Below are 13,234 nucleotides of genomic sequence, written 5' to 3' on the forward strand. Positions count from 1 at the left end.
AAAAAATTGAGGGGAAATGGTATAATGCGTATAGTTATTAGTGGAGGCGGAACAGGCGGGCATATTTATCCTGCTCTAGCTTTTATTAAAGAAGTGAAAAGACTGCATCCTGATGTGGAATTTTTATATATTGGCACTGAGAATGGGCTTGAAAAGAAAATTGTAGAAAGAGAAAATATCCCTTTTAAATCAATTGAAATTTCAGGTTTTAAAAGAAAGCTTTCGTTTGATAATGTAAAAACAGTGATGAGGTTTCTAAAGGGCGTCCAAAAAAGTAAATCTTATTTAAAAGAATTTAAGCCGGATGCTGTTATTGGAACAGGTGGTTATGTGTGTGGTCCAGTTGTTTATGCTGCGTCTAAGCTAAAAATCCCAACGATCATTCACGAACAAAATAGCCTGCCAGGCATCACAAATAAGTTTCTGGCACGGTATGTGAATAAAGTAGCCATCTGTTTTGAAGAAGCAAAGGAACACTTTCCTTCAGAAAAGGTTGTTTTTACGGGAAACCCAAGAGCCTCTGAAGTCGTCTCTATTAAAGAGGGAAAATCTCTTAAAGAGTTTGGGCTGGATGAGAAGAAAAAAACGGTTCTCATTTTTGGCGGGAGCAGAGGTGCAGCTCCAATCAATCGAGCAGTGATTGACATGCAAGATGAATTAAAGGCAAAGAACTATCAGCTTTTATATATTACAGGTGAGGTTCATTATGAAAAAGTGCTGAACGAATTAAAAGAAAAAGGTGAAGCACCGAATATGATCACAAAGCCTTTCTTGCATCAAATGCCGGAGTATTTAAAATCAATTGATGTCATTGTTGCAAGAGCGGGAGCCACAACGATTGCTGAAGTGACGGCACTTGGAATTCCGACCATCTTCATTCCAAGTCCATACGTCACCGCAAATCATCAAGAAATTAACGCGAGATCACTTGAAAAACATGATGCTGCGATCGTTTTAAGAGAATCAGAGCTTTCTGGAGATCGCTTGCTTCATGCAATTGATGAAATTGCTGGTAATGACGAGAAACTACATCAAATGAGCCGTTTAACAAAAGAACTCGGAGTACCAGATGCGGCCACACGTTTATATAATGTGTTAAAAGAAATTACGACTTCATGATGAATGATATGAGGTAAGGCGGAGGGTAATATGGAGAACTTGAAGAATGAATTATTAGAAGCGCAAGTTGGTAAAGTACTTGAAAATGAACCGCTTGCAAATCATACGACAATGAAAATAGGTGGACCAGCCGATCTATTAGTCATCCCTAAAGATGTCGATGCTGTCAAAACAATTATGGATCAGGTGAAAAAACATGATACTCAATGGACGGTCATTGGGAGAGGGTCCAATTTACTTGTTCTTGATAAAGGAATTCGTGGGGTCGTTTTAAAGCTGGGCGCTGGGCTTGATCACTTAACTGTCAATGATGAAGAAATTACAGTTGGCGGAGGCTATTCAGTTGTAAGACTTGCTACGTCTCTTAGTAAGCAGGGGCTGTCAGGATTGGAATTCGCAGCTGGTATTCCAGGTTCTATTGGTGGCGCTGTTTATATGAACGCAGGGGCACATGGATCTGACATTAGCAAGATTCTTGTGAAAGCGAGAGTCTTATTTGAAGATGGAACGATCGAGTGGTTAACTAATGAGCAAATGAACTTCAGCTATCGAACTTCTGTGCTTCAAAAGGAACGCCCTGGAATTGTTCTAGAAGCAGTTTTCAAGCTTAAACAGGACGAACGTGAGAAAATCACAAAGAAAATGCAGCAAAATAAAGATTATCGCAAGGAAACACAACCGTATAATAAACCATGCGCCGGCAGTATTTTCCGAAATCCATTACCTGAATATGCAGGACAGCTTGTAGAAAAGGCGAATTTAAAAGGATATCAGATTGGCGGCGCTAGAATTTCTGATATGCACGGAAACTTTATTGTCAACGCTGGTGGGGCGAAGGCTCAAGATGTGCTCGACTTAATTCAGTACATTCAAAAGAAAATCAAAGATGACTACAATGTAGAAATGCATACAGAAGTAGAAATTATTGGTGAAGCAAATTAAAGGCTACTACTTATGAATGATGGTATCACAGGAAAACAAACGGCATTTTTTCATGCCGTTTGTTTTCTAATCAATATGAGATAAAGAATGATCCAAAGGTGCGGACAAGCAGCTTTGAATGAGGTGAAGAGTATATATGCGGCCTGATCATGAAAATGAAAAGATCGTCAATATAGAAGAGCGAATCCCTAAAATTAAAGAACAAAGGAAGCAGAAAGCGAATCGGAGATTAATCTCTTTTATTTTGCTGTTTTTTATCATGGTTTTAATTATTGTCTATTTGCAAACACCAATCAGTAAAATTTCTTCTTTAACCATTACCGGTAATGAACATGTACCAACAAAACAGCTCGTTAAACTTTCGCAAATTAAAGAAGGCGAGACAGAGTTTTGGAATTTAAATAAAGATATGACAGCAGACCATATAAAGCAAAATAAATTGATTAAAAGTGTCAATATCAAAAAACATTTCCCTAATAAGGTCAGTATTGCTGTCAAAGAGTATGCAAATATTGCGTATCTACAAAAGGGACATTTTTATTATGAGCTTCTTGAAAACGGGACGGCTTTGCCAGATGAAGTAACACCAAGTCACGCAGGACCTATTTTTGTCGATTGGGACAATAAAGAGAAATTGAAGCAAACAGTGAAAGCTCTAAATCAACTGCCGGCTTCTATTCAGGAACTAATCTCAGAAGTATATTACGTACCGACTAGCTCCAATCAGTGGCTCGTTAAATTTTATATGAATGATGGAAACACCGTTATTGCATCAATTAAAACATTCGCAGATAAAATGACGACGTACCCTGCCATTGTCAAAGAGCTTTCGTCCTCTGAGAAAGGTACGATTCATATGGAAGTAGCTACGTATTTTGAAGCTTTTAAATCTAAGAAAAAGGAAGATGAACGTTGAGAGGCAAAACCGTCATATTCTCAATTGTAATGCTTGTTCTTGGATTTCTGATTTCTTTTTCATACCAATATACGAAGCAGCATCGAGCAGATGTCAATCGAACAGAACAATGGAAAAAAGAATATTCTTTGAAAAGTCAGCTAACAAAGCAAGAAAAGGCGAATCAAAAACTTGAAAAAGAACTTTATCGTCTTCAATCAAAGGTTCAAGCAACAGAGTTTGGTTTGAAAAATGAAAAAGAGCAGTATTTTAATGTTTTGGAAGATGTTGAGAAATACAGAATGTTTACAGGAGAAATAGGTGTAAAAGGGAAAGGGGTAAAAGTATCTCTTGAAGATGCATCTTATATCCCGAGTGGACAAAATGTCAATAATTACATTGTGCATGAGAGCCACATTTTCCATGTGATAAACGAACTATTTATATCAGGGGCATCTGCTGTAGCTATAAACGGACAAAGAATCACACACCAATCATACATACATTGTAACGGTCCAGTCGTCACGGTTGATGGTGTTCAACATCCAGCACCATTTGTCATTTCTGCTATTGGAGATCCAGCTGTTTTAATTCCTGCATTAAACATTGCAGGCGGGGTGGTTGATCAGCTGACAAGTGATCATATTTCCATGACGATTGAAAAGAAGGATATTCGTATGAATCCTCTTCTAAGAAACAAAGATTAAATGTGAAAAGGTGAGTGGTGTTGAGGAAAAAGAAGCCATTACTTAGTTTGACAGTCCTGATGGTCATATTTGGCATCATGGTCTCCATCCAGTTTAACTCTCTACAAAAGCCTAAAGTTCGCGATACTCGAGACGTTTGGGAATTAAGAGAGGATTTATCTGCATCTAAAAGTAAGGAACTGGATTTATTGAAAGAAATTGATAAATATGATGAAATGCTAAAAAAGTATGGCAACCAAGAAGATCAATCCAAAGAATCACAATTAACAAAAACGTTGAAGGATTTGAAAGAAAAGGCTGGTTTTACAGAGGTAACGGGTGAAGGAGTCGAAATAGAAATTACTCAGCTTTTTTCTAAGGAACTTACCGGAGAAGAAGTCAAAAATATACCACCTGATCTTCTGAAAAAATTAATCAACGAAGCCAATATGTTTGGGGCAAAACATATTTCCATTAATGAACACCGGGTGATTAACACCAGTGTTATTCGAGATATTAATGGTACGACGAAAATGGATGGTTACAGCATAGATGGTGATACAGTCACGATTAAGATGGTCAGCGAGCAGGCCGATAAATTATACAGCCGTTTAAATGTATCAGATATTGGTGATTTGTTTGCTCAGGAAAATTTCAGTTTGAGTATTAGACCGCCGAAGAAAAAAATTCATTTAAAAGCATTTGACGGTACAATTCAATTAAATGAATTGAAGCCTCTTGACGATGTAAAGGAGGGAAAATCTTAATGTGGCTTCCTGTACTTGGTTTAATCATAGGAGTTGCGATCGGTTTCTTAACGAATTTTACGATACCGAATGAGTATTCTAACTATCTTTCCCTCGCTGTACTTGCTGCGCTTGATACATTGATTGGTGGAATCAGAGCACATCTGCAAGGGGCATACGATGAACTAGTGTTTGTATCAGGTTTCTTCTTTAATATTATACTCGCAATAAGTTTAGCTTTTCTGGGCGTCCATCTTGGTGTAGACTTGTATTTAGTCGGAATGTTTGCATTCGGTGTTAGATTGTTTCAAAATATCGCCGTTATTCGAAGAATTCTACTAACAAAATGGACAATTTCTAGAGAAAAAAAGAAAAAAAGTGAGTCATAAAAAAGGATATACATATGATGTAACGAATATTTTCAGTAATCCTAATAAAAAATGTTGATTTTTTAAGTTTTGTTACACACTTGTAAAAACACATTCATTGTATTGTTGTTCAGCAAATAATAGAATAGAAAGTATTGATATGTGAGGAGGTGCCATAGAATGAACAACAATGAAATTTACGTCAGCCTTGACATCGGTACATCCAATATAAAAGTCATCGTCGGAGAAATGGCGGATGATTCGCTTAACATTATAGGTGTTGGAAATGTCCCTTCAGAGGGGTTAAAAAAAGGATCGATTGTTGATATAGATGAAACAGTTCATTCTATTAGACAAGCATTTGAACAGGCTGAGAGAATGGTAGGTTTTCCTTTACAAAAGGCGATAGTCGGAATTAACGGAAACCACATTCATATTCAAAATACGAGCGGCGTTGTCGCAGTGTCTAGTGAAAATAAAGAAATACATGCTGAAGATGTGAGACGTGTCTTGGATGCTGCACAGGTAGTATCTATTCCGCAAGAACATCTCGTAGTAGACGTCATTCCGAGACAATTTATCGTCGACGGAAGAGATGAGATCACAGATCCGAAAAAAATGCTAGGTGTACGGCTAGAAGTGGATGGATCGTTAATCACAGGTTCTAAAACGATTCTACATAACTGGCTCCGATGTGTAGAGCGGGCTGGTATTGAAATTATGGATATTTGCTTGCAGCCACTTGCATCGGGTTCAGCGGCGTTATCGAAAGATGAAAAAAATCTAGGGGTAGCTCTTGTCGATATTGGCGGCGGCTCTACTACGATATCCGTATTTGAAAACGGGCATCTCTATTCTACTCACAGTATCCCATTGGGCGGAGAGAACATTACAAAAGATTTGTCTATAGGACTTAGAACTTCCACTGAAGAAGCTGAACGAATCAAAAAGCAATTTGGGCATGCATTCTATGATGAGGCATCGTCTGAGGAGACATTTGAAGTTTCCGTCATCGGTACGGACCAAAAACAGACGTATACACAACTTGAAGCAGCCAATATCATCGAAGCGCGATTGGAAGAGATTCTGCTTTTTGTGGCAGAGGAATTACGCAATATGGGTGTCCATGATTTGCCTGGCGGATTCGTTCTAACAGGTGGACAGGCAGCTATACCAGGTATCCTTTCTCTGGCACAAACGGTCCTACAAAACAATGTAAGAATCGCAAGTCCTAATTATATTGGGGTCAGGGAACCTCAATATATGACAGGAGTGGGCTTGATCCATTTTGCTTATCGCAATGCAAAGATTCAGGGCAGACAGGTTGGATTCCAAATGCCGGATGAAGCATTTCATGAAGTAGGCGCGTCCATGGAGCCGGTTTCTTCTACACCACAAGTAAAAGAAGCTCAGCCAAGACCGAAAGTGAAACAAAAAGCGCAACAAGAGACAAATAAAAAACCGGGCAAAATGAAAAAACTATTTAATATGTTCTGGGAATAGAACTAGATTTTCGACGGATTAGGAGGATTCAGCATGTTGGAGTTTGAAACAAATATAGATGGCCTAGCATCAATTAAAGTAATCGGTGTAGGTGGCGGCGGAAATAACGCTGTCAACCGAATGATTGAAAATGACGTACAGGGTGTCGATTTTATTGCAGTGAATACAGATGCACAGGCGTTAAACTTATCAAAAGCAGAAACAAAAATGCAAATCGGTGCTAAGCTGACAAGAGGGCTTGGAGCAGGTGCGAATCCTGAAGTCGGTAAAAAAGCTGCTGAAGAAAGCAAAGAACAAATTGAAGAAGTCCTAAAAGGCGCTGACATGGTCTTTGTGACAGCCGGTATGGGCGGTGGAACTGGTACGGGTGCTGCACCTGTCATTGCGAAAATCGCAAAAGATTCTGGAGCCTTGACAGTTGGAGTTGTGACTCGTCCTTTCACATTTGAAGGAAGAAAGCGTCAGCTTCAAGCAGTTGAAGGGATTGCTTCTATGAAAGAAGCAGTTGATACGTTAATCGTGATTCCAAACGATCGCCTGCTTGAAATTGTCGATAAAAACACGCCAATGCTTGAAGCATTCCGTGCAGCAGATAACGTGTTAAGACAAGGTGTTCAAGGGATCTCAGATCTCATTGCAACACCAGGTTTAATTAACCTTGACTTTGCTGACGTGAAAACGATCATGTCTAACAAAGGTTCAGCTCTTATGGGAATTGGTGTCGCAACAGGCGAAAACCGTGCTGCTGAAGCAGCGAAAAAAGCCATTTCTTCACCACTTCTTGAAACAGCGATTGATGGAGCACAAGGTGTTATCATGAATATTACTGGTGGTACGAACCTTAGTCTTTATGAGGTACAAGAAGCAGCGGATATTGTTGCATCAGCCTCTGATGAAGATGTCAACATGATCTTTGGATCTGTCATTAATGATAACTTGAAGGATGAAATTGTGGTCACAGTCATCGCAACCGGTTTTATTGAGCAAGAGCCCGAAGTGACAAAACCTCAAAGAAATCCATTAGGACAAGGATTAAAGCAAAATCAATCCATTCCACAAAAGCGTGAAGTAAAACGTGAGGAACATCAGCAAACATCATCACAACCAAGACAAAATACACAGTCAAGTGATGATACATTGGATATCCCAACGTTCTTACGTAACCGCAATAAACGATAAGCAAGCACGATTCAACCCCTTCCTTTGGAAGGGGTTTTTTTATGTCTGCATGGTGAGAAGATCCTGAACCTGATTGATATAAAAGTCTTATTTCCTCGTGTTATTTGGAACTATTGTATGTGTTTTGGCTTGAGTTTTTTAAGTCAAAAGAATCATTTTTAATTTCCTTTACAAAAAACGACAAAATGTTGAACTTTATTTGACTACATTAATGAGAACACCAAGAAACTTGTCATGATCAAAAAGAAGGGGGAGGGGCAGGATACACACTGTTTGACCATTTGAGGAGGAGGGATTTTATTGAAAGTGAAGTTTCGCAAAACCGCCGTCTATCGTTTCATAAGTCTTTTGGTGATTGGTACTTTAACGATGACAAGCTTTGGGATGGTTCAAGCAAAATCGACTTCTACCTCATATCAGGAGGAAGCCGTTTCCTCTAAGACTACAAAAGCCAAGATTTCTTCGAGATTAAAGAAGCAGTTTCAAAAGGAAGATAAGGTGACCTTCTTAGTCAAAATGAAGGAACAAACGAATGTACAAAAAGTAGCAAAAGAAGCTGTATCAAAAGCAAAAAAACAAAAATTAACCGCGGCTAAAACGCAGTACACAAAAAGATCAGCCGTTGTATCTGAGCTGAGAGCAACATCTGATGAAACGCAGCAAGCGCTCCTAGCGTATTTACAAAAGGAAAAAAAGAATAAGCAAGTGAAAGATATTCATTCCTACTATATTGTGAATGGTCTAGCTGTGACGGCAACAAAAGAAGTGATGGAAAAGGTTGCTTCTTTTCCAGAAGTAGCTCAAGTGCTGCCGAATGAAACACGTCAACTTCATCGTCCTGTTGATTTGAAGCATGCTAAGCCAAACAAACAAATCAAAGCAGTAGATGGAGTTGAATGGAATATTGCTCAGGTGAATGCACCAGAAGCGTGGGATTTAGGCTATGACGGGACCGGAACCGTTGTGGCAAGTATTGATACAGGTGTCGAATGGGATCACCCTGCGCTAAAAGAAAAATACCGCGGGTTTGATCCTGCTCGTCCGAACGAACCATCTCATGAACTGAATTGGTATGATGCCACAACAGGCTCTGAAGTCCCTTATGATGACTTGGAGCACGGGACCCATGTGACAGGCACAATGGTTGGTTCTGAGCCAGATGGACAGAATCAAATTGGGGTCGCACCGGGAGCAGAATGGATTGCAGTGAAAGCTTTTTCAGAAGATGGCGGTACAGATGCTGATCTGTTAGATGCCGGTGAGTGGATTTTAGCACCGAAAGATCAAAGCGGAAATCCTCACCCAGAAAAGGCACCTGATGTTGTGAATAATTCGTGGGGCGGTGGGCCAGGTCTTGATGATTGGTATAAAGATGTAGTGAATGCTTGGAGAGCAGCAGACATCTTTCCAGAATTTTCAGCCGGTAATACCGATTTATTCAATCCAGGCGGTGCGGGTTCGATTGCAAATCCTGCTAACTATCAAGAAGCCTTTGCTACAGGCGCAACAGATCATGACAACAAGTTAGGGTCTTTCTCCCTTCAGGGTCCTTCTCCATATGGCGTAATGAAACCAGATATTGCGGCTCCAGGAGTAAACATTCGTTCTTCGATCCCGGGAAAAGGATATGAGGATGGGTGGAATGGTACATCGATGGCAGGTCCGCATGTCTCAGCTGTTGTTCTTCTTCTTCGCCAAGTGCAATCAGACCTTTCTGTTGATGAAATACAGCAAATTCTCATTGAGACAGCGAAACCACTGACAGATCAGCAATTTCCTGAATCCCCTAACAACGGCTATGGGGCAGGGTTGGTTGATGCAAGAGAGGCGATTACGGCTTTAACCAATGGAATCGGTACGATTGAAGGTCAGGTGACAAAAGAGGGAGAAGATACAGAACCACCTGTTTTTTCACATAAAGGTCCGAATGAAATTTTTGCTGCAACGCCAACCCCATTGACCATCACTGCAGAAGATGGGATAGCAGTGACAAATGTTTCTTTGACTTATCGAGTAGATCAAGGTGAGTGGGAGACGCTGAAAGCCAACCGCACGGATGGAAATCATTTAAAAGGAACCTATACGGTGCAGCTCCCTGAACTTGAGGGGGAAAACGTGACATACCGATGGATTGTGAAAGATTTTGGAGGAAATGAAGCGGCATCAGATTCTTATACACTTCCAATTAAAACATCCATCACCACTGGCTACTCACAAGATTTTGAAGCATGGCCAAGTGGATGGTTCAGTGGTGGAACAAAAGATCCGTGGCAGTGGGGAAAACCGTCCACAGGTCCAAAACAAGCATTTAGCGGGGAACATGTCTATGCCACCAATTTAGACAGTCCTTATGAAAATAAAACGGACGCCAATTTGTCTATGCCGCTCATTGCTGTACCAGATTCAGGTTCTTCCTACCTGCAATATCAATACTGGCATGATCTCGAAGCCAATTATGATTATGTGCATGTCTATGTACAGCCAGAGGGTGAAGACGCCGTTCAAGCGTCTGCTTATACGGGGAAAACAAATGCGTGGACAGCAGGCGAAGTTGATTTATCTGCTTATAAAGGTCAAAAAGTGAGAGTCCTGTTTCAGATAAGAACAGATGGCAGTGTCACAAAAGATGGCTTTTATTTAGATGATGTGAAAATCACAGATGAGGCTTTGTCTCAACAAGCCAAGAACCAGCTAGGTGTGATCAAAAAAGAAAAATCCACAAGCCAGAATAAGAAATCAGTTGATCCAAAAAAGGCAAAGCCTGCTAAAGTAAAAAATAAACATGTACACATTCAAAAGCAAAACAGTCATGATGCTCCGTCTATTCAAGCTCTTCCAATGAGAGCGCAAATCAGTGTTCTAGAAAGCGGAAAATCAACTTCCACCGATGAAGCGACAGGGAAATATCAGCTGTCTCAAGGAGCAGGAGAATGGACAGTGAAAGCGGAAGCTTACGGCTTTGAATCACGGTCCCAAAAAGTCAAAGTGGCATCAAAAGAAACAGCAGAAGCGAATTTCTCCTTACAGCCGCTAGAGAAACGAACGATCTCCGGCACGGTCGTCAATGAAACAACTGGTGAAAAGGTGAAGAATGCAACTGTTTATCTTGTGGAAGACGCAAAAATTGAGCCGGTGAAAACAGATGAATCCGGTGAATTTTCTCTAGAGGCATTAAGCGGTGTCTATACAGTCAAAATTTTTGCAAAGGGGTTTAAAGGCTATACGTTTTCAGCGGATGTGACGGAAAAGCCACTTGAAAAGTCAGTGAAACTTGAGCCCTTTATCGGTTTTCCGGGAGAGATTGGCTACGATGATGGAACGGCTGAAAATGCACGGGCTTTCTACGATCCTGGCAATGGGTGGGCTGTGAAGTTTTCATTAGAAAAAGGAAAAAAACAAGCACAAGTCACAGGTGGTCTTTTCCGGTTTTGGACATCAGAATGGCCAGCTCCTGGAGGCGATGAATTTGCTGTTGAAGTATATGATGCTTCTGGGAAGGGTGGCGCACCAGGTGAGAAAATCGCAGGACCTTTAAAAGCAAATGCGCTGCGTAATGGTGAATGGACAAAAGTAGATTTAGAAGATCAAGCCATTACAGTGGATGGCGATTTCTATCTTGTTTATATTCAAACGAAAAAGAATACCGAATCTCCGGGACTTGCCACAGATGAAGATGGCCCTAATGCTGAAAGAAGCTGGCAGCTGACGAGCGGTGCTTTTTCTCCTTCTCCGAAAGAAGAGGGGAATTATATGATTCGTGCGCTCGTAAACTATGAAGCAGATGTACCAGAAATCACTTCTCCAAAGGAAGGAACCATTACAAATCAAGGTGAATTGACGATTGAAGGCACGGCCTCTCCGGGTCTCGATGTGGCCATTTATCAAAATGATGAAGAGGTGGCCAAAGTCAAATCAGATGAGTCGGGTACTTTCAAAGAAAATGTATCTGTTCCAAGTGGAGAGCATGTCTTCACGGCGGCGACTGTAACGGATAAAGGCTCAACAAAACATTCCAAGCCAGTCAAGGTGATCATCGATCAAACAGCACCGACATTGACCATTGATACACCGAAAAAAGGCGACAAGTCTAATAGAGAATCACTCACGGTGGAAGGGAAAGTAGCGGATGATTATCTAGATCAAGTCACAGTCAATGGAAAAAAAGCGACCGTAAAGGATGGGGCATATTCTGCAAGGGTGCTGCTTGAGAACGGGAAAAATACAATCAAAGTGACAGCAAAAGATGCGGCTGGAAACAAAACGACTAAAAAGGTCGACATCGATGTACAATATGATGCACCTATCATTTCTGAATTAACGCCAAAAGACAATATGAATCTATCATCAGGTGAATCGGTTAAGATTTCATTTAAAAGCAGGGAAAAGCTAGATGCCACCTTTGTTCTTCATATGCCGCTGACAAATGCTAGATCAAAACTTCAAAACACAACCGAACTGCCGATTCGTGAAGTAGCACCGGGAACGTATGAAGGCTACTGGACGGCGACATCTATTGCAAAAGCAAAAGGTGCAGTGATTGAAGTCATTGTCAAAGATGATTATGGAAATGTCACAAGACAGAAGGCAGAAGGAACACTCACCATCAATGAGAAAGAATGACAGCGAAAAAGACACGACTCTTCGGAGCGTGTCTTTTTTTGTGCAATTGATAGAGGAGACACTTGTCCAACAAATCATTCCGATGTTCTTTCTGTTTCATACGTCGACAAAAACGATAACAATCCACCAAAAGTTCTCTATCATCCCCTACAAGAATTGACAGACTTCCATCCGATGACTGTTTTATACTGGTACAAACAAGTGCAAGTACTGCTTTTGATTCTTTGTTTCAGATGAAAGGAGCAGAAGGTGGTCATTTATTTAGATGTCATTTGGCTGTTAAACTTTTGTTTTGATCTATTGCTGCTCTTACTCACGGCATTTATTCTCAAACGACAAGTGAAAAAAAGGCGATATATGTTAGGAGCTCTCATTGGATCGAGCATTGTTCTCTTGCTCTTTACGCCATTTGCAATGATTGTGTCGCACCCTTTAGGCAAACTGCTTTTTTCTGCCTTGATCGTGCTTGGAACCTTTGGCTTTCAAAGATTTCGTTCCTTTTTTCAAAACCTGTTTGCTTTTTACTTTGTCACATTTTTGATGGGAGGGGGCATGATCGGGGTTCATTCGTTTTTGCAGACAAATACAGTCATTCAAGATGGACTGCTTATTTCACAAAATGATGGATTTGGTGATCCCATTAGCTGGCTTTTTGTTCTCACTGGCTTTCCGGCCATTTGGCTGTTTTCAAAGAAACGATTAGGAGAGGTTGGTGCGAAAAAAAGACAATATGACGAACAAGTACTTGTGGAGATACACATTCAAGGAGAAACGATCCGCTTAAATGGTCTGGTCGATTCTGGAAATCAGCTGTATGATCCATTGACGAAAACACCTGTCATGATCGTCCAGCTCGATCAGCTCACATCTATTTTCGGAGAGCCATTTATAGAAAAAATGAAACAGTTTCATCCTGTTGAAGTGATGCAAAAGCTTGATGATTTTCCGCTGCTTGATCGTTTAAGACTCGTTCCGTATCGCGCAGTCGGTCATGATCACGGGTTTCTACTATGCTTTAAACCAGATACGGTCGTCCTTTATACAAAAACACATATGATCCAGCCAGCGAAGTGTTTTGTTGGGATGAGTCTGAGTGGATTATCAGCAGATCAGGAATTTCAATCCATCATTCATCCAGAGATGTTAGACGGAAAAATGATACAAGGGGTGTCGTAG

10 protein-coding genes are annotated in these 13,234 nt (G+C 40.6%); all 10 read left to right on the top strand.

Features of this window, described 5'->3' with window-relative positions; translation table 11 throughout:
- Positions 1-24: 24 nt before the first annotated feature.
- The 10 genes from murG (at position 25) to spoIIGA (ending at position 13,234) form a co-directional block, all read left to right on the top strand.
- Positions 25-1,119, top strand: coding sequence for an undecaprenyldiphospho-muramoylpentapeptide beta-N-acetylglucosaminyltransferase (gene murG / locus NST09_RS07475; RefSeq protein WP_024720309.1), 1,095 nt, complete (start codon positions 25-27; stop codon positions 1,117-1,119).
- Between the two features lie 30 nt (positions 1,120-1,149).
- Positions 1,150-2,061 carry a UDP-N-acetylmuramate dehydrogenase gene (gene murB, locus NST09_RS07480; protein WP_007499764.1) on the top strand — a complete coding sequence of 304 codons (912 nt, stop codon included), beginning with the start codon at positions 1,150-1,152 and terminating at the stop codon, positions 2,059-2,061.
- 136 nt (positions 2,062-2,197) lie between these two features.
- Entirely contained in the window at positions 2,198-2,977 is a 780-nt protein-coding gene (locus NST09_RS07485; protein ID WP_046527246.1) for a cell division protein FtsQ/DivIB, read from the top strand.
- A complete protein-coding gene (locus NST09_RS07490; RefSeq protein WP_046527247.1) occupies positions 2,974-3,663 on the top strand; it encodes a DUF881 domain-containing protein in 690 nt (229 codons plus the stop codon). The genes NST09_RS07485 and NST09_RS07490 overlap by 4 nt, the downstream gene beginning before the upstream one ends.
- 20 nt (positions 3,664-3,683) lie before the next feature.
- Positions 3,684-4,409, top strand: coding sequence for a DUF881 domain-containing protein (locus NST09_RS07495; protein ID WP_046343486.1), 726 nt, complete (start codon positions 3,684-3,686; stop codon positions 4,407-4,409).
- Positions 4,409-4,777 (top strand): small basic family protein, encoded by a 369-nt coding sequence (locus NST09_RS07500; RefSeq protein WP_003210988.1) that lies wholly within the window; start codon positions 4,409-4,411, stop codon positions 4,775-4,777. The genes NST09_RS07495 and NST09_RS07500 overlap by 1 nt, the downstream gene beginning before the upstream one ends.
- A gap of 159 nt (positions 4,778-4,936) precedes the next feature.
- A complete protein-coding gene (gene ftsA, locus NST09_RS07505; RefSeq protein ID WP_007499754.1) occupies positions 4,937-6,259 on the top strand; it encodes a cell division protein FtsA in 1,323 nt (440 codons plus the stop codon).
- A 33-nt stretch (positions 6,260-6,292) separates the two neighbouring features.
- Positions 6,293-7,438, top strand: a complete 1,146-nt coding sequence (ftsZ, locus tag NST09_RS07510) for a cell division protein FtsZ (protein WP_007499752.1) — start codon at positions 6,293-6,295, stop codon at positions 7,436-7,438.
- Positions 7,439-7,738: 300 nt separating this feature from the next.
- Positions 7,739-12,058, top strand: a complete 4,320-nt coding sequence (locus NST09_RS07515; protein ID WP_342493487.1) for a S8 family serine peptidase — start codon at positions 7,739-7,741, stop codon at positions 12,056-12,058.
- Between the two features lie 249 nt (positions 12,059-12,307).
- Positions 12,308-13,234, top strand: a complete 927-nt coding sequence (gene spoIIGA, locus NST09_RS07520; RefSeq protein ID WP_342493488.1) for a sigma-E processing peptidase SpoIIGA — start codon at positions 12,308-12,310, stop codon at positions 13,232-13,234.

Source organism: Bacillus sp. FSL W7-1346, assembly GCF_038593335.1.
Taxonomy (GTDB): domain Bacteria; phylum Bacillota; class Bacilli; order Bacillales; family Bacillaceae; genus Bacillus; species Bacillus altitudinis.